The organism is Ruegeria aquimaris, assembly GCF_025751555.1.
Taxonomy (GTDB): Bacteria; Pseudomonadota; Alphaproteobacteria; order Rhodobacterales; family Rhodobacteraceae; genus Ruegeria_B; species Ruegeria_B aquimaris.
Genome location: NZ_JAOWLB010000001.1, coordinates 25064 through 43364 on the forward strand (window position 1 = coordinate 25064; position 18301 = coordinate 43364).

Sequence of the window (18301 nt, forward strand, 5' to 3'; positions counted from 1 at the left end):
CTACCCTGCTCGTTGTGCCATGGCCGCGTCCACCCTCTGACGGGCCAGATGGTCTGTTTGCGTCACAGTATCAAGGGTCATTGGGGCATCAATAAGACCCGGGTCGGACTCAAACCGGTCCAATACCGCCTCGACCAGCCGCGCCATGTCGAGAAATCCGATATGCCCCGCGATAAAGTGATCAAGCGCGCGCTCCTTGGCGGCGTTGAACACCGCGCCCGACAGCCCGCCCCGCGCCATCACCCGCCGCGCCAGCGCCAGCGCCGGGTAGCGGGCACCGTCGGGCGCACGAAAGTTGAGTTGCCCCAGCGCTGCAAGGTCAAGCCGCGCCACCGGCAGGTCGCGTCGTTCCGGCCAGTGCAGCGCATAGCCGATCGCGTGCCGCATATCGGGCGCGCCGAGATGCGCCATCAGCGCGCCGTCGCGGAATCCGACCAGCGCATGGACCATGGATTCGGGATGCACGATGACCTCGATCCTATCCGGGTCTATCCCAAAAAACTCCCTGGTTTCAATGACCTCCAGCGCCTTGTTGAACATGGATGCACTGTCGATGGTGATGCGCTGACCCATGTCCCAATTGGGGTGTTGGGCGGCCTCTTCGGCGGTGGCGCTGGCCAGCCGCTCCAGCGGCCAGTCGCGGAACGCCCCGCCCGAGGCGGTGATGACGATCCGTTCGACCGCCGCCATGTCCTCGCCCACCAGCGCCTGGAACACCGCCGAATGCTCGCTGTCCACAGGCAAGAGCCGGGCGCCATGGCGACGCGCGGTTTCCAGCACCAGAGGACCGGCGCAGACCAGCGTTTCCTTGTTGGCCAGCGCCAGCGTAGCGCCCTGTTCCAGCGCCGCCAGACCGGGCGCCAGCCCCGCCGCGCCGACAATGGCCGACATCACCCAATCCGCCGGGCGTGCGGCCGCCTCGACCAGCGCCGCAGGCCCCGCCGCCGCCATAACCCCGCTGCCCGCCAGCGCGGCGCGCAGATCATGCAGACGCTCGGGAAAAGCGGTCACCGCCACATCGGCGCGCAGCCGCCGCGCGTCCTCGGCCAGCCGCGCGATATTGGCACCGCCGCTCAACGCCACAACATCATAAGCGTCCGGATCGCGGGCGATCAGGTCGATGGTATTCTGCCCGATCGAGCCGGTCGCCCCGAAAATCGAGACCCTGCGCGGATCGGCCGCCTGCATCACAGGCCTCCGAACGCGCGAAACAGCCCGGCCAGCATCACAAAGACCGCCGCACCCATCATCCCGTCGAACCGGTCAAGAAAGCCGCCATGACCCGGGATCAGGTTGGAACTGTCCTTGACCCCCATCTTCCGCTTCAACGCGCTTTCGGCGATATCGCCCGCCTGGCTGGCCATCGAGGCCAGCACGGAAAGGAGCAGCAGCCCCGCGCCCAGCCCCGCATAGATCGCGAAACCACCACCAACCAGCGCCGCCGCGGCCCAGCCACCCGCAGTGCCCGACCAAGTCTTCTTCGGGCTGACGCGCGGCCAGAACTTGGGCCCGCCGATCATCTTGCCCACGAAGTAGCCCGCCACATCGGTGGCCACCACGACCAGCACCAGCCACAGCATCCAGTCAAGCCCCATGACCTCGCGAATCCAGATGAAGCCCAGCCCGGCCAGGGCGATCCAGAGCGCAAAGACGGCATAGAGCCCCTTGTGCCTACCGGCTTGCCCGGCCCCCACCAATGCTGGGGCCACAAGCACCGGCAAGCTGTAAAGCGATGGCAGGTGATAGGCGAGCAATACGGCAAACCCGGTCAGCAGCGCCATCTGCACCGCCGCCCCGCCGCGCTCGGGCGCGACCATCCGCATCAGTTCCCAGACCATCAGGCCGGTCACAACGGCGATGAAACTCTCGAACCACAATCCGCCAAGCCACAGCTCGATTCCCGCCACGGCGACCATCACCACCGCCGAGCCCACCCGTGGGGCCAGATCGGACCAGCGCCCGTCGTTCATGCCTTGACCGCACCGAACCTGCGGTCGCGGCTTCCATAGCTCTGACACAGCCGGGCCAGTTCCTCGGCGGTGAAATCGGGCCATAGCGTGTCGATGAATTCATACTCGGAATAGGCCGACTGCCAGAGCAGAAAGTTCGAGATCCGCGCCTCGCCACTGGTGCGGATCACCAGATCGGGATCGGGCAGCACCCGTGTATCCAGGTAGCGTGGCAGCGTTTCCTCATCCACTTCCTCGGGCTTCAGGCGGCCCTCGGCCACGTCGCGGGCCAGACGGCGGGTGGCGCGGGCCACCTCGTCGCGGCCGCCATAGTTGAGCGCGATGGTCAGGTGGACACCCTCGTTCTCGCGGGTCTGCTCTTCGAGCGTGTCCATCAGCGCGATCAGCTTGGCATCCAGCCGCACCCGATCGCCGATGAAGCGCACCCGGACCCCGCGCGCATGAAGCGCCCGGGTCTCCTTGGCGATATAGCGACGGAAGAGGCTCATCAAACCGGCAACCTCGACCTGGGTCCGCTTCCAGTTCTCGGTCGAAAAAGCGAATATCGTCAGATATTTGATGCCCAGACTTGGGCAGGCCTCGACCACCTCGCGCACGCGTTTGGCACCTGCATGATGCCCGAACAGGCGCGGTCGGCCGCGCGCCTGGGCCCAGCGACCGTTGCCGTCCATGATAATGGCGACGTGCCGCGGGCCAGAGGATTCGGTTCCGGATTGCGGATCACTCGGCATGAAAGCGATCAAACCTGCATGATTTCTGCTTGCTTGTGCTCAAGCGCTGCGTCCACCCCTTTGATCATTTTGTCTGTCAGTTCTTGAACCTCGGCTTCCCAGAACTTCTGGTCATCCTCGGAGATGCCGTCGGCCTTGGCTTTCTTGATCTGGTCCATGCCATCCCGGCGCACGTTGCGAATGGACACCCGGGCATGTTCTGCATACTGCCCCGCGACCTTGGTCAGTTCGCGCCGACGCTCCTCGTTCAGCTCCGGGATCGGCAACATGATGATCGTCCCGTTGAGCTGCGGGTTGATGCCCAGACCAGACTCGCGGATCGCCTTCTCGACCTTGCCGACCATCGACTTGTCCCAGACGTTGATGGTGACCATCCGCGGCTCGGGAACGTTGATGGTGCCGACCTGGTTGATCGGGGTCATCTGGCCATAAGCCTCGACCTGGATCGGCTCCAGCATCGAGCCGGACGCGCGCCCGGTCCGAAGCGAGGCGAACTCGGTCTTCAGGTTTTGCATCGCGCCTTCCATGCGGCGCTTGAGATCGTCGGTGTCCAGCTCGAATTCATCGGACATGCTGCTCACTCCTCTGCTTGAGGTCCTGTTTGTTGGGTCTTAAGCCATCCCCGGCGAGATGTATAGCAATCAGGGAATAGAAAGGCTTTCGAAACGTTTTGGCAACGGTCGACCGCCCGGCCCGGCCCGCTTCCAAACACGCCACGTATGGCTGTATGTTCAATGTGCCGACCGTTTCGTCTGATCAGCCCCGCACGGTCGTATAGGTTCCGCGCCCCGCCAGAATACCCCGGAAGCCGCCCGGCTCATCCAGCGAAAAGACGATGATCGGCAGATTGTTGTCACGTGCCAGCGCGATCGCACTGGCATCCATGACCCCCAGACGCTTGGCCAGCACGTCATCATAGCTGACCGTCTCATAGCGCTTGGCATCGGCGAACCTGACCGGATCCTTGTCATAGACGCCATCGACCTTGGTTCCCTTGAAGATCGCCTGACATCCCATCTCATTGGCCCGCAGCGTGGCCGCCGTGTCTGTCGTGAAATAGGGATTGCCGGTACCGGCGGCAAAGATGCAGACCCGTTTCTTCTCCAGGTGCCGCACCGCGCGTCGGCGGATATAGGGCTCGCAAACCTGATCCATGGGAATCGCCGAAATGACCCGGGTAAAGACCGACAGGCTTTCCAGCGCCGCCTGCATGGCCAGCGCGTTCATAACGGTCGCCAGCATCCCCATATAATCCGCGGTCGTCCGCTCCATCCCCTGCGCCGCGCCGCTCAGCCCGCGAAAGATGTTGCCGCCACCGATGACCATGCAGATCTCGACACCCAGGTCGTGCACCGATTTCACTTCCTGCGCGATCCGCTGCACCGTGGGGGGATGCAGGCCAAACCCCTGATCCCCCATCAGCGCCTCACCGGAGATCTTCAGCATCACGCGCTGGTACTTGGTATCCGAGATTTCCGGTTTGGGGGACAGGGTCATATTGCGCTCCGCTCTGGCACAGGTCTATTTTTCCGGCGCAAAATGACGGAAAATCACCGAGGGTTCAATGCAGGTCGCGGCGGGAAAAACAGAATGAACGACAAAGGCCGCGCAACGACCGTGAAACTGATCGACCAGTTGCCCGAGATACCGGAGGGTCGGCCGATCCTGCTGGCCGGTCCGACCGCCTCGGGAAAATCCGCATTGGCAATGGAAATCGCGGAACGGTTTGGCGGCGTCATCGTCAACGCCGATGCCAGCCAGGTCTATGACTGCTGGCGCGTGATCAGCGCCCGGCCCTCAGACGAGGACGAAAGGCGTGTTCCACACAGGCTCTATGGCTACATATCCTGCCAGACCTCCTATTCGACCGGCCATTGGCTGCGGGACGCAAGGGCGACGCTTGCTGGCGCGGAAAGGCCCATCATCGTGGGCGGAACCGGGCTCTACTTTTCAGCGCTGACCGAAGGCATGGCCGACATACCCGAAACCCCTCCCGAGATACGGGCCGAAGCCGACACGCTTTCCATGGAAACGCTCTTGGCCGGGATAGACCCGGTGACCGCTACGGGGCTGGACCTGATGAACCGGGCGCGGGTGCAGCGCGCCTGGGAGGTTCAGCGCGCAACGGGCCGGACCCTGCATGCCTGGCAGGCCGAAACGCCGCCCCCCACGCTTGAGCTGCGGGATTGTGTGCCGCTCGTGCTCGGGGTCGACAAGCTCTGGCTGTGGGATCGAATCGCACGGCGCTTCAATCAGATGCTCAACGAGGGCGCACTGGACGAGGTGACCGCCATCATGGATCATTACACCCCCGCGCTGCCCGCCTTCAAAGCCATCGGCGTACCCGAACTTGTCGCCCATCTGCGTGGCGAATTGTCTTTGGATGCGGCGCGAGAAAAGGCCACCATCGCCACGCGCAGATATGCCAAGCGCCAGCGCACATGGTTCCGCGCAAGAATGAGGGCATGGAACCACCTGACCGTGCCGGTCTGAGGTCCCTGCCCTTACCGCAACACGTTTGAATAGGCCTGCCATGGCGTCTGCCCCCGCATCCCCCTTCCAAAGCCATTTGCAAACCCTTGCGCAGCTGACGGCGCGCGGGGCCTGGCAGGTCACCCTCCCCCATGATCGCAGCCACCATCTCCTGGTCTGGATCACCCGGGGTCAGGGAACCTGCATTCTGGATGGCGCACGCGAGGGATTCGGGGCGCATAATGCGCTGTTTCTGCCAGCCCGCCATCTTTTCATTCTCGAACCCGGCAGAGGGTGCCTGGGACAGGCGCTGTCCATACCCGCCGGGGCCACAACGCTCTTGCCAGACAAGCCGCAGCACCTGAGAATTCGGGACACGTCCAGTCAGGCCGAGCTTACCGGTCTGCTGGACGCGATCGGGCAGGAACAACTGGCCAATCGGCCCTATGTGACCGAGGCGGTGAATGCGACGGCCAATCTGGTCGGCATCTGGCTGCTTCGAAAATCTGCAACCCTTTCTTCGACCCTACCGGAAACCCCGGCCCGCCGTCTGGTATGCAAATACCTCAACCGTCTCGTCACCGATTTCGACAGCGGCGACAGCGTTGCAATGCATGCCGCCGCCCTTGGCGTCACGCCAGAGCACCTGACCCGGACCTGCAAGACCGCTACCGGCAAAACCGCCTCGGAGTTGTTGTCAGGCCGTATCGAACATGCCGCGCGCAGCCTGATCTGCGGCACCAAACGGCCAATAGGTGTCATCGCGAGCGATCTTGGCTTTGCCAGCATCCAGTCGTTCTCGCGCTTTGTCCGGCAGCAAACCGGACAATCCCCGCGCGATCTTCGCCGGGCGACAAAATGACGAAATGGACACTCCTGTCCACTTTAGCGCTCTCAGGGTCCAAAATCGACGGTCAAATGTCGCATTCTAACCAGTAAGTGACGAAACCAGTCATTGACGTGAGGGGATTTCTGTTGCGGAATGGAGCCCACGGGGACGCAAGAATTCCACAAGTTGGGGGCGGTCCGATTGGTGCACCGGGCGCCATTCTGGATCAACATCTTCCAGAACCTGAACGAAGTCACAGGGAGACTTTCATGAAAACCGAACTTCACACCACGCAGTCCACCCATTGGGCAGCGGAAATGCACGCACAGGAGTATCGCGATGGCAAACTGAGCCGCCGCGAGTTCCTCACCCGCGCGACCGGTCTTGGTGTCAGCGCCGCCGCCGCCTATGGCCTGATCGGTCTGACTGCGCCGACACCGGCAGCGGCCGAAGCCAAGCAGGGCGGCACCCTTCGCGTGCAGATGAGCGTGCGCGAACTGAAGGATCCGCGCACCTATGACTGGTCCGAACTGGGCAACGAGACCCGCGGCACCATGGAATATCTGGTCGAGTACAACTCGGACGGGACCTTCCGCGGCATCCTGCTGGAAAGCTGGGAGATCAACGACGACGCAACCGTCTACACCCTGAATGTCCGCAAGGGTGTCAAATGGAACAACGGCGATGATTTCACAGCCGATGACGTTGCCCGCAACATCGCCCGCTGGTGCGACAAGAGCTCGGAAACCAACTCGATGGCGGGCCGGTTCGCAACGCTGATCGACGCCGATTCCGGCCAGGCGATCGACGGCGCCATCGAAGTGGTCGACAGCCATACCGTGCGCCTGAACCTGCCCAATTCGGACATCTCGCTGATCGCGGGCATGTCGGACTATCCGGCGGCCATCGTGCACAGCTCGTTCAGCGAAAGCGACCTGACCAACAACGTGGGCACCGGCCCCTATGTGATCGAAGAGCTGGAAGTGGGCGTGAAATGCTCGCTGGTGCGCAACGAGAACCATACCTGGTGGGGTGAGGCCGTGTTCGGGCGTCCGGCGCTCGACCGGATCGAGTATATCGACTATGGCACCGACCCGTCGGCCTGGCTGTCGGCGCTGGAATCCGACGAAGTCGACATGCTGCACGAATCCGTCGGTGAATTCATCGACGTGATGGATGGGCTGGGCTATGCCAAGTCCGAAGTGGTGACCATGAGCACCGTGGTGGTGCGTCCCAACCAGCTGGCCGAGATCGACGGCAAGAAACCCTATGCCGACAAGCGCGTGCGTCAGGCCATCTCGATGGCAGTCGACAACGCGGTCTGCCTCGAGCTGGGCTATGGCGGGCGCGGCGCGCCGGCCGAAAACCACCATGTCGGCCCGAGCCACCCGGAATATGCCGCCCTGCCTGCGCGCAAGCATGATCCGGCCGCGGCCAAGGCCCTGATGGAAGAAGCCGGCATGATGGATTTCGAGCACGAGATCGTCTCCATCGACGACGACTGGCGCCGCAACACCACCGACGCCGTGGCAGCTCAGCTGCGTGACGCGGGCTTCAAGGTCAAGCGGACGGTTCTGCCCGGCTCGACCTTCTGGAACGACTGGACCAAGTATCCGTTCAGCTCGACCAACTGGAACCACCGTCCGCTGGGCGTGCAGATCTGGGCGCTGGCCTATCGTTCGGGCGAAGCATGGAACGAGTTCGGCTGGGCCAACCCCGAGTTCGACGCCATCCTGTCCGAGGCGCTGGCCCTTGCCGATGCCGACAAGCGGCGCGAGGTGGTGGCCAGGGGCGAGGCGCTGATCCAGGAGGAAGGCGTGACCATCCAGCCCTATTGGCGCGCGCTCTACCGTCACATGAAAGAGGGTCTGGTGGGCACCGACATGCACATCGCCTTTGAACACCACCACTACAAGTGGGGCTGGGCGGCCTGATCGGTCACCACCCGATATCGACCGGAGCGCGCCTTTGGGCGCGCTCCTCCAGCCGCAGAATTACCCCGCTTCCGGGGTCCAGACGCCGAAACCAAGGGCGCGAGAGCTGCGGACCAGCCTGACCAACAGGGGCTAACATGGGACTTTTCATTCTGCGGCGGTTCGGGGTGATGCTGCTGACGGCATTGTGCCTGACCTTCATCGTCTTCTTCCTGACCAATCTGTACCCGAACCTGGAAAAACTGGCGAAAACCCAGGGCAACCAGCGGATGAGCGACGAGCAGGTACAGACCTGGCTCGACAATCGCGGTTACAGCGACCCGCTTCTGACCAAATACGGGCGTTGGCTGGGCGTGATGCCGGGCTTTACCAAGACCCTGAACGATGGCCAGTTCGTCGGAACCTGCGTGCGCCCCGGGCTGACCCCGGAAGAGACGCCCCGGTTCTGTGGCATCGCCCAAGGCGATTGGGGCTACTCCACCCGCTTCAAGGCCGATGTGGACGAGATCATCTGGAAACGGCTCGGCAACACGCTTTACCTGATGATGTGGGTGATGATCCTGATGGTGCCCTCGGCGCTGCTGGTCGGCGTGCTGGCGGGCATGCGCGAAGGATCGCGAACGGACCGTTCGCTCTCGACCTTTTCCATCCTCAGCACGGCCACCCCGGAATATGTCTCGGGCGTGATCTTCATCGCGGTCTTCACCTCGTCGACGGTGGGGCTGAAATGGTTCAAGGGTACTGCGACCCAGGCGATGGAAGAACCGACGTTTGAGAACTTCTTTCTGCCGGTGCTGACCATCGCGCTTTACGGCATGGGCTATATCGCCCGGATGACCCGCGCCTCGATGACCGAGGTGATGACGGCGCAGTATATCCGCACCGCGCGGCTCAAGGGCGTATCCTTCCCCAATATCGTGATCAAGCATGCGCTCAGAAACGCGCTGATCGCGCCGTTCACGGTGATCATGCTGCAATTTCCCTGGCTGTTGAACGGTGTGGTCATCGTCGAGAGCCTGTTCAACTACAAGGGCTTCGGCTGGGTTCTGGTCGAAGCGGCGGGCAATAACGACATCCAGCTCTTGCTGGCGGTATCGGTGGTTTCGGTCTTCGTGGTTCTGATCACGCAGCTGATCTCGGATATCGGCTATGTCTACCTCAACCCGCGCATCCGCATTTCGTAAGGGAGGAACGGGACATGGAACCTCTCGGTACATTCGAAATCATCATCCGCGTGCTGTATCAGCTGTCATCGGTCTGGATCGCGCTCTTGCTGCTCTTTGCCCTGTCGATCGCCTTCAAGCGGCGGCTGGGGCTCTATGGCAAGCTGTTTGACAGTCCGATCGGCATGATCGGCTTTGGCCTAGTGATGTTCTGGGTCTTTGTCGGCATCTTTGGCGCCATGGACCTGATCATCACCCATGACCCGCTGAGCCAGGTATCGGGCATGAAGAACAAGGTGCCCGGCACGCCCCTGGCGGGCGCCGAGGAAGGCGAATACGCTTGGTATCTGCTGGGCGGCGACAACCTGGCGCGCGACGTGTTCAGCCGGGTGGTCAAGGGCGCCTGGATCGTGGTGCAGATCGCACCGCTGGCCACGCTTTTCGCCTTCATGGTCGGGATCACGCTGGGCCTGCCTGCCGGGTATTACGGAGGTCGGCTGGACACGTTCCTGTCCTTCCTCGCCAACCTGATCCTGGCCTTTCCGGTCATCCTGCTGTTCTACCTGCTGGTCACACCCGAAATCGTGGCCACCGGCCTGCCCACCATGATGGCCATCGTGCTGTTCATGTTCCCGATCATCTTTCTGGGCGTGCTGCTGAACTCGCGTTACCGTACCCAGCCCGCGTTCCGCACGCCGTTGCTGATCGGGGTGCTGGGGTTCGCGCTGTGGCTCTATCTGGCGCTTATTTCAGAGAACGGCTATCTGGTGCGCAGCATCCCCGGCCTACCCTCGGTGCTGGATCCGTTCGATATTCCGGGCGGCATCCTGGTGGTCTTTGTCTCGGTGGTCTTCGTCAACTCGCCCACGGTGTTCCGTATCGTGCGGGGCCTGGCGATGGACATCAAGACGCGCGACTATGTAGCCGCCGCCCAGACCCGCGGCGAGGGTCCGTGGTACATCATGCTGTGGGAGATCCTGCCAAATGCGCGCGGACCGCTGATCGTCGATTTCTGTCTGCGGATCGGCTATACCACCATCCTTCTGGGAACGCTGGGCTTCTTTGGCCTGGGTCTGCCGCCGGAAAGCCCGGACTGGGGCAGCACGATCAACGAAGGGCGCAAGCTGTTGTCGATCTACCTGCACCCGGCCCTGCCGCCCGCGCTGGCGCTGCTGTCGCTGGTTCTGGGTCTGAACCTCCTGGCCGACGGGCTGCGCGAAGAAAGCCTGAAGGACTGAGGTGAATACGGCCGGGGGGCCAGCCCCCCGGACCCCCCGGAGTATTTCGGGCGAAATGAAGAACAAGGGGGCGAAACGGCCCACGCTCCAACAGGGAGATGCATAATGTCGAAACTGGCGGAATATGACGGACCGATCCTGGAGATCGACAAGCTGTCGATTTCCTTCTTTACCCGGCTGCGGGAAATTCCCGCGGTGATGGATTTCTCGGTCAGCGTGCAGCCCGGCGAGGCGGTGGGGCTGGTGGGCGAATCCGGCTGCGGCAAATCCACCGTGGCGCTGGGGGTGATGCAGGACCTGGGCAAGAACGGCCGCATCGTGGGCGGCACCATCAAGTTCAAGGGCCGCGACCTGGCCGAGATGAGCGCCGACGAGCTGCGCGACATTCGCGGCAACGAAATCGCGATGATCTATCAGGAGCCGATGGCAAGCCTGAACCCGGCGATGAAAATCGGCAAACAGCTGATGGAAGTGCCGATGATCCATGAAGGGGTCAGCAAGGAAGAGGCCTATAAACGCGCGCTGGAGGTGGTGACCGATGTGCGCCTGCCCGACCCCGAGCGGATGCTGAACAGCTACCCACACCAGCTGTCGGGCGGTCAGCAGCAGCGTATCGTCATCGCCATGGCGCTGATGTCGAAACCGGCGCTGCTGATCCTGGACGAGCCCACTACCGCGCTTGATGTGACGGTCGAGGCCGCCGTGGTCGCGCTGGTCAAGGATCTGGGCAAGAAATACGGCACCTCGATGCTGTTCATCAGCCACAACCTAGGCCTGGTGCTGGAAACCTGCGACCGGCTTTGCGTGATGTATTCCGGCGAGGCGGTCGAGCGCGGCTCGATCAAGGATGTCTTCGACGAGATGCAGCACCCCTATACCCAGGCGCTGTTCCGCTCGATCCCGCTGCCGGGTGCCGACAAGAACAGCCGCCCGCTGGTGGCCATTCCCGGCAACTTCCCCTTGCCCCACGAGCGCCCGCCCGGCTGCAATTTCGGGCCGCGCTGCGACTATTTCGAGGCCGGGCGCTGTGACGCGCAGGACATCCTGATGGAGGCGGTGCCCGGCAATGACCGCCACCACACCCGTTGCCTGAAGTTCCGCGAGATCGACTGGAACGCGCCGATTGCCCTGGGCAAACAAAAGGCAAAGGCGCAGGTGGGCGACGTGGTCCTGAAGATGGACAACCTCAAGAAGTATTACGAGGTGGCCGCCAATGCCCTGTTCGGCGGCGGTGACAAGAAGGTGGTCAAGGCCAACGAGACCCTGTCATTTGAAGCCCGCGAATCCGAGACGCTGGCCATCGTCGGCGAATCGGGCTGCGGGAAGTCCACATTCGCCAAGGTGCTGATGGGGCTGGAAACGGCGACAGACGGCCATATCCTGCTCGACAATCGCAGCATCGAACAGATCCCGATCGAGGCGCGCGATACCAAGACCGTGTCGGATGTGCAGATGGTGTTCCAGAACCCGTTCGATACGCTCAACCCCTCGATGACCGTGGGCCGCCAGATCATCCGCGCGCTGGAAATCTTTGGCATCGGCAAGACCGATGGCGAACGCCAGCAGCGGATGCTGGAACTGCTCGATCTGGTGAAACTGCCGCGTGCCTTTGCCGAGCGGATGCCGCGACAGCTGTCTGGTGGCCAGAAACAGCGCGTCGGCATCGCCCGCGCCTTTGCCGGCGGTGCCCGGATCGTGGTGGCGGACGAGCCGGTCTCGGCGCTGGACGTGTCGGTGCAGGCGGCGGTGACCGACCTGCTGATGGAGATCCAGCGCGAGCAGAAAACGACGCTGCTGTTCATCAGCCACGACCTCAGCATCGTGCGCTATCTCAGCGACCGGGTGATGGTGATGTATCTGGGCCATGTGGTGGAACTCGGCACCACAGACCAGGTGTTCAGCCCACCTTATCACCCCTATACCGAGGCACTGCTGAGCGCGGTCCCGATTGCCGATACCAGCGTGCAGAAGAAGCATATTGTTCTGGAAGGCGACATTCCCTCGGCCATGAACCCGCCGCCCGGCTGCCCGTTCCAGACCCGCTGCCGCTGGAAATCCAAGGTGGCAGACGGGCTTTGCGAACGCGAGGTGCCCCCGGTCAAGACCCTGGCAGATGGTCACCAGATCAAGTGCCATCTGTCCGAGGCCACGTTCGCGGAAATGGAGCCGGTGATCAAGATCGCGGCGGAATAGCGGAGCGATAACAATCGCGCTCGGAATCGGGGTCGCAAATGCGCGCCCCGGTCCGGACTCCGGCTTGTCGCAAGACGCTGCTTGCTCAGGCCTGTTCGCGGGCCTCGCGGATGGAAGTAACCCCGATCTGGGCCATCGCGATACTCAACTCTTCGCTCAGTATCGCCCACATGGTGTGCAGCCCGGCCTCGCCCGCGGCGGCTATGGCGTATTGTAGAATACGTCCGACAAAGGCAAAATCCGCCCCCCGTACCAGCGCCTTGAGGACATCCTCTCCGGATCGGATGCCGCTATCGTAGTAGATCGGATAGTCGGGTCCCAACGCGGCACGGATCTCGGCCAGCACATCAATTGGCGCAGGCGCGCTTTCCAGCTGCCTTGCACCATGACTGGACACCTGTATTGCGTCGACGCCGGCCATCACCAACCCCTTGGCGTCCTCGACATCCAGGACACCTTTGACCACCAGGGTCCCGGGCCACGCGTCGCGCAGCCTCTTGAGCACATCCCAGGTCAGATTGGCGCGTGTCTCGGTCCGGTCGAAGTCATACCCGTCCATTTCGAAATTCGCCATCTGCGGCTTGCCTTGCCAGAGAGTGGCAAGAGACCATCGCGGGTGCAGGGCAAAATCCACGAACTGGCGCGGTCCAATGCGGAACGGCATCTTGAAACCATGCCGCAGTTCTCGCGGGCGGCGGCCCACCTCGGGGACATCTGCCGTCAGGACAAGGGTCTGGTACCCCGCCGCTTTTGCCCGTTCGACCAGCTTGAACGTGCCAACACCATCGCCACTGAAATAGAGCTGAAACCAGGCATGGCCTTCAGCCGTTTCGATGATCTTCTCCATCGGGGTCGAGGCCACCGTAGAGACACCATGTGGAACACGGTACCTTGCGGCAAGCCGGGCCAGCATCAGGTCCGCGCCCGGGCGCGACAGGTTGCACATCCCCATCGGGGCAATGCCAAACGGCCGATCCGCCGACGCGCCAAAAACACTGGTGGCCAACGAGCGCTGACTGACGTCTTTCAGGATCCGGGGGCGCAGCGTCACGGCGTCAAGGGCCGCGCGATTGCGCGCGGCCCCGGTTTCCTGACCTGCGGCGCCATCGATATAGTCAAACACCATCCATGGCAGACGACGCTTCGCCAAGCGGCGGGCGTCGGCGGCGGAATGGATGGCGTTTGCCCCCATCAGCTTGCCACCGCCTTCATGAATCTGTCGCGGATGATGACGGGGTCCATGGTGATGACCGGCATCTTGGCATTGCCGCTGTCGCATTTCACCACCAGCACCGTGGCTTGCCCGCCCTCGATCGCCGCTTGCAGCGCCGGGCCGGTGTCAACGTCCTGAACAACAACGACATTGTCGCAGCCCGCCGCCCGCGCCATCCCGGCCAGGTCGGTCTTCTTGCCGGTATAGGTCGGCTGGTCCCCGGTCGAGCCATAAGAGCCGTTGTCGATGATCATCAGGATATAGTTGCCGGGCGCGTTGTTGCCGATCGTCGGCAGGGTACCCAGGTTGGTCAGCACCGAGCCATCCCCATCAATCACGATCACCGTCTTGGGCTGCGCCAGCGCCAGCCCCAGCCCGATGGAAGAGGCCAGCCCCATCGTGCCCAGCATGTAGAAATTGCTGGGCTGGTCATCGATCGCATGCAGCTCCTGGCTGGGAATGCCGATGTTGCAGACCACCAGCTGGTCCCGCAGGATGGGCGCGATCTCGCGCAGGATTTCGGAACGGATCATTGGTCGCCATAGCCTCCCCAGAAATTGGCGTCGGTCAGGATCGCCACGGGCTTCGAGCACATGAAGGTGTATTTCAGGATCATGTCGAGCTCCTCGACATCGCTTTGCCGGTGAAAATGGTAGGTGGGGATGTTCAGCTGCGCCAGCAGCGCCTTGGTATGCACCGCCATCTCGACCTGGCAGGCCACCGGCTCGCGCAGCTCGCCCCGGTACGAGATCAGCATCGGCAAGGGCATCCGGTAATACTGGATCAGCGTGGCCAGCGTGTTGATGGTGACGCCGATGGCCGTGTTCTGCATGATGATGGCCGGGCGCTTGCCACCCATCCATGCACCGGCGCAAAGCCCCATGCCCTCGTCTTCCTTGTTGGACGGGATGTGAAAGATCCCCTCGCGCCGGTCCACCTCGTCAATCACACCCGCCAGCTGCTTGCAGGGCACGGTGGTGACAAACGAGACGTCATTGGCGACCAGGTCGTCCACGATCTTCTTGTCGATACTCATGATCGGTTAGCCTTTGTCTTGTTGATGAATTGATCTCAGGAACTGCGATGGACATGCACGGCGCAGGGCGCATGGCGCACGACACGAGCTGCGGTCGAGCCAAGCAGGTAATCGCTCAAACCCGGCTTGTGAGAGCCAATGACAATGCACCCGATGTCATGTTCGACCGCGTAGCTGATGATGGTGCGATAGGTGTGGCCAGTGACAATCTCGGCCTTGATGCCCGGAATCCCTGCGGTTTTCTTGGCCAGCAAGGCGCGCGCGGCTTCAAACGCTTCGCGAACCACGTCCTTGTCCAGATAGGCGCTCACAGATCCCTGCGGCGCCTCATAGACGTGCAGCGCGATGATCTGCCCACCTGGATTGCACAGGGCCTTCGCCACGCCAAGGGTGGAACCGGACACCCCGTGATCGAGGGCCATGGGAACCAGAATTCTGTCATACATCATTGGCCTCCTTCATTGCGGCGCCACTCACGACCACGGGTCGAGCACGATCTTTGGGGCGGCAACGGCGCCCGCGCGAAGATCGCGAAAGGCTTGCGCCCCCTCCGACAGCGCGCGCGTTTCGAACCAGTCCAGCGCACCCAGCCGACCATCGAAAATCGCCTGAACCGTGTCGCGGAAATCCCGGGCGGTATAGGTATAGGTGCCGATAAAACTGATCTCTTGCAGCGTCATCCGGCGGATATCCAGCCCGCCCGCACCCTCGCCCAGGCCGACATGCGCAATCACCCCACCCGGCATCGCAAGCCTGGAAGCCGTGGCGCGGGTCGCCGCATAGCCAACCGCGTCGATCACGATGGATGCCGGACGCTTGCCCTCATGCGTCACCGCCTGGCCACATCGGTCGGCCAGGAACCCGCGCCGGTTGTCGTTTGGCTCAAGGATGGTGACCTCCTCGACCCCCATCGCATGCAGGGCCAGGGCCGCGGCCAATCCGATCGCACCGCCCCCCAGCACCAGTGCCGAGCGCTCCATCTCCGGATGCAGCGCCTCAAGCGCAAGACGCACGGCGTGCCAACTGACCGCCAGCGGTTCGGCAAGGGCCGCCTTCGCCAGCGCTACGCCGTCCGGCACGGTCACAAGGTTGCTGCCCGGCATGGCCACGTACTGCGCAAACGCGCCTTCGCGCGGCGGCATCGAGATGATCTGCCGCTCGGCGCAGAGGTTCTCGCGACCCGTCGTACAGGCCTTGCAGCGGCGACAGGTGACCAGCGGATTTATCGTCACACGCCGCCCGGCCTCGGGGCCGCCTTCGATGACCCCCGCGGCCTCGTGGCCCAGGATCAGGGGGGCCGGGCGCCGGTTGTCATGCCCCAGATAGGCATGCATGTCGGATCCGCAAATGCCCGAAGCCTCGATGCGGATCAGGTGTTCGCCCTCGTTCTGCATGGCCTTCGCGACGTCGCGATAGCCAAGCGTTTCGACCCCATCATAGACCAATGCCTTCATTTCGCCGTGAACCCCCCGTCGACCATCAGAACCTGCCCCGTCACATAGGCCGACGCATCCGAGCACAGGAACAGCAACGGACCGTCCATGTCCTCCAGCCTCCCGTTCCGCCCGATACAGGTCTGGCCCGCGTTTCTCGCCGCGCGCGCATCATCGTCGAACACGGCCCGGGTCAACTCGGTCGGGAAAAAACCCGGACCGATGGCATTTACCGTGATCCCGAAGGGCGACCAGGCCTCGGCCATCGCCCGCGTCAGTTGCCCGACACCCCCCTTGCTGGCCCCATATGCAATGCCGCCGGGAAAGGCGCGCGTGGTCTGAAGCGAGGCGAAATTGACAATGCGCCCCCAGCCTTTTTCCTTCATCGCGGGCACCAGCGCCTGACTGAGGAAAAACGGTGCCGACAGGTTCAGCGCCAATGTCCGATCCCAACCTTCCGGGGTCACCTCGTCGGCGGCTTGCCGGGTATTGACGCCCGCCGCATGCACCAGAATATCCGGCGATCCGAACGGGTCGGAGAGTGCGGCACACAAAGCGCCAAGATTTGAGCGATCCGCCACATCCGCCGTGACATATGCCGCGTTTCTTCCGATTTCCGCGGTCAGGCTTTCCAGCGCGTCCGTGCGGCGGGCGACCGACACCACTCGAGCGCCCGCCGCTGACAGGGCAATGGCGGCCCTGCGGCCCAGCCCCGAACTGGCGCCGGTGATGCAGGCGACCCTGCCCGTCAGGTCAAACAGGGATCTGGGATCAGCCATTTGCAGTCAGATCAAAGGTTTCGTTGGGAAAGTACTTCTCCAAACGCACATCCGCCGCACGGGCGTGGCCTTCCATTCCCTCCAGACGTGAAATGCGGGCCGTGGCTTCGGCCACGGCTTTCGACCCTTCGCGCGTGGCGCGCTGCCAGGTCACGATCTTCATGTATTTGTGCACCGACAAACCGCCGGTGTAGCTCGCCGCGCGCGAGGTGGGCAGAACGTGGTTCGTGCCCGTCGCCTTGTCGCCATAAGACACGGTAGTCTCCTCGCCCAGGAACAGCGACCCGTAACAGGTCAGGTTCTCCAGCCACCAATCCAGGTCCTCGGCCTGCACGGTCAGGTGTTCGGGCGCGTATTCATCCGAACACGCGGCCATTTCCGCGCGATCCGAACAGACAATCACCTCGGCATAGTCCCGCCATGCGGCCGAGGCATTCTCCCGGTTCACGTCGGGCAGATCGGCGATCAGCACGGGCACGCGGGCCATAACATCCTCGGCCAATGCCCGGTCGTCGGTGACAAGCCAGACGGGCGAGTTGTAACCATGCTCGGCCTGGCTCACCAGATCGGTCGCCACGATATGCGCATCGGCGGTCCTGTCCGCCAGAATCAGGCTGTCGGTGGGACCTGCGATCATGTCGATCCCAACCCGGCCAAACAGGATGCGCTTGGCCTCCGCGACAAACTGGTTGCCGGGGCCGACCAGGATGTTTGCCTTGGGCAGGCCAAACAGACCAAAGGTCATCGCCGCCACACCCTGCACACCGCCCATCGCCATGATCTTGTCCGCGCCGCAGATATGCGCCGCGTAGACGATGGCGGGGTTGATCCCCACGCCCGGTCTGGGCGGGGAACATGCGGTGATGTGCTTGCACCCGGCGACCTTGGCCGTGGTCACGGTCATGATCGCACTGGCGATGTGGCTGTAGCGCCCACCCGGAACGTAACATCCCGCCGCCTCGACCGGGATCGCCTTTTGCCCGGTCACAAAGCCCGGCGTTATCTCGGTTTCCACATCGCTGACCGTGCTCTTTTGCAATTCGGCAAAGCGGCGCACATTGTCATGGGAAAACCGGATGTCGGCTTTCAGCTTCTCCGGCACTAGGGCGCAGGCTGCCTCGATCTCCTCGGGCGACAACAGGATGCTGCCTTCGTACTGGTCGAACTTGGCGGCATATTCCAGCGCCTTGGCATCACCGCCCGCTTCGATGTCATCCAGGATTGACTTGACGATCTCATGGGTTTCGGTTGCGTTCGACTTCGCTGTCAGAGAGGCCTTTTTCAGATATTCACGGGTCATGTCAGGCGGG

The 18301-nt window shown here is 63.0% G+C and carries 18 protein-coding genes; 6 read left to right on the plus strand and 12 right to left on the minus strand.

Annotated elements, in window-relative coordinates:
• The 5 genes from dxr to pyrH all read right to left on the minus strand — a co-directional run bounded on the left by dxr (position 1) and on the right by pyrH (position 4198).
• Positions 1-1188: a 1-deoxy-D-xylulose-5-phosphate reductoisomerase gene (dxr, locus tag OE747_RS00145; protein WP_263826588.1), complete on the minus strand. Its 1188-nt coding sequence runs from the start codon at positions 1186-1188 to the stop codon at positions 1-3.
• Positions 1188-1970 (minus strand): phosphatidate cytidylyltransferase, encoded by a 783-nt coding sequence (locus OE747_RS00150; protein ID WP_263826589.1) that lies wholly within the window; start codon positions 1968-1970, stop codon positions 1188-1190. The genes dxr and OE747_RS00150 overlap by 1 nt, the downstream gene beginning before the upstream one ends.
• Positions 1967-2701 carry an isoprenyl transferase gene (locus OE747_RS00155; RefSeq protein WP_263826590.1) on the minus strand — a complete coding sequence of 245 codons (735 nt, stop codon included), beginning with the start codon at positions 2699-2701 and terminating at the stop codon, positions 1967-1969. The genes OE747_RS00150 and OE747_RS00155 overlap by 4 nt, the downstream gene beginning before the upstream one ends.
• A gap of 8 nt (positions 2702-2709) precedes the next feature.
• A complete protein-coding gene (frr, locus tag OE747_RS00160) occupies positions 2710-3273 on the minus strand; it encodes a ribosome recycling factor (protein WP_263826591.1) in 564 nt (187 codons plus the stop codon).
• A gap of 184 nt (positions 3274-3457) precedes the next feature.
• Complete coding sequence (pyrH, locus tag OE747_RS00165) at positions 3458-4198, minus strand: UMP kinase (protein ID WP_263826592.1); 741 nt, start codon at positions 4196-4198, stop codon at positions 3458-3460.
• A gap of 93 nt (positions 4199-4291) precedes the next feature.
• Here pyrH and miaA point away from each other — a divergent pair, with 93 nt between their 5' ends.
• The 6 genes from miaA to OE747_RS00195 all read left to right on the plus strand — a co-directional run bounded on the left by miaA (position 4292) and on the right by OE747_RS00195 (position 12530).
• Positions 4292-5194: a tRNA (adenosine(37)-N6)-dimethylallyltransferase MiaA gene (gene miaA / locus OE747_RS00170; RefSeq protein WP_263826593.1), complete on the plus strand. Its 903-nt coding sequence runs from the start codon at positions 4292-4294 to the stop codon at positions 5192-5194.
• A 40-nt stretch (positions 5195-5234) separates the two neighbouring features.
• On the plus strand, positions 5235-6035 hold the full coding sequence (locus OE747_RS00175; protein ID WP_263826594.1) for a helix-turn-helix transcriptional regulator: 801 nt from the start codon (positions 5235-5237) through the stop codon (positions 6033-6035).
• A 236-nt stretch (positions 6036-6271) separates the two neighbouring features.
• The gene (locus OE747_RS00180) at positions 6272-7936 is read left to right on the plus strand and encodes an ABC transporter substrate-binding protein (protein WP_263826595.1); all 1665 of its coding nucleotides are present in this window, start codon (positions 6272-6274) and stop codon (positions 7934-7936) included.
• A gap of 137 nt (positions 7937-8073) precedes the next feature.
• Complete coding sequence (locus OE747_RS00185) at positions 8074-9120, plus strand: ABC transporter permease (RefSeq protein ID WP_263826596.1); 1047 nt, start codon at positions 8074-8076, stop codon at positions 9118-9120.
• 14 nt (positions 9121-9134) lie between these two features.
• Entirely contained in the window at positions 9135-10337 is a 1203-nt protein-coding gene (locus OE747_RS00190) for an ABC transporter permease (protein WP_234145040.1), read from the plus strand.
• 105 nt (positions 10338-10442) lie between these two features.
• Positions 10443-12530, plus strand: coding sequence for a dipeptide ABC transporter ATP-binding protein (locus tag OE747_RS00195; RefSeq protein WP_263826597.1), 2088 nt, complete (start codon positions 10443-10445; stop codon positions 12528-12530).
• Positions 12531-12615: 85 nt separating this feature from the next.
• Here the strand turns inward: OE747_RS00195 and OE747_RS00200 are convergent, their stop codons facing one another.
• From OE747_RS00200 to hisD, 7 genes are read right to left on the minus strand one after another with little or no spacing between them, the layout of a single operon-like run.
• Complete coding sequence (locus OE747_RS00200; protein ID WP_263826598.1) at positions 12616-13722, minus strand: alpha-hydroxy acid oxidase; 1107 nt, start codon at positions 13720-13722, stop codon at positions 12616-12618.
• The gene (gene comE / locus OE747_RS00205; RefSeq protein WP_263826599.1) at positions 13722-14276 is read right to left on the minus strand and encodes a sulfopyruvate decarboxylase subunit beta; all 555 of its coding nucleotides are present in this window, start codon (positions 14274-14276) and stop codon (positions 13722-13724) included. The genes OE747_RS00200 and comE overlap by 1 nt, the downstream gene beginning before the upstream one ends.
• Positions 14273-14779, minus strand: a complete 507-nt coding sequence (locus OE747_RS00210) for a sulfopyruvate decarboxylase subunit alpha (RefSeq protein ID WP_263826600.1) — start codon at positions 14777-14779, stop codon at positions 14273-14275. The genes comE and OE747_RS00210 overlap by 4 nt, the downstream gene beginning before the upstream one ends.
• Before the next feature lie 35 nt (positions 14780-14814).
• Entirely contained in the window at positions 14815-15225 is a 411-nt protein-coding gene (locus OE747_RS00215) for a universal stress protein (protein WP_263826601.1), read from the minus strand.
• Between the two features lie 27 nt (positions 15226-15252).
• Entirely contained in the window at positions 15253-16233 is a 981-nt protein-coding gene (locus OE747_RS00220) for an alcohol dehydrogenase catalytic domain-containing protein (RefSeq protein ID WP_263826602.1), read from the minus strand.
• A complete protein-coding gene (locus OE747_RS00225) occupies positions 16230-16991 on the minus strand; it encodes an SDR family NAD(P)-dependent oxidoreductase (protein WP_263826603.1) in 762 nt (253 codons plus the stop codon). The genes OE747_RS00220 and OE747_RS00225 overlap by 4 nt, the downstream gene beginning before the upstream one ends.
• Positions 16984-18291: a histidinol dehydrogenase gene (hisD, locus tag OE747_RS00230; RefSeq protein WP_263826604.1), complete on the minus strand. Its 1308-nt coding sequence runs from the start codon at positions 18289-18291 to the stop codon at positions 16984-16986. Before hisD ends, OE747_RS00225 begins: the two co-directional genes overlap by 8 nt.
• Between the last annotated feature and the right edge of the window lie 10 nt (positions 18292-18301).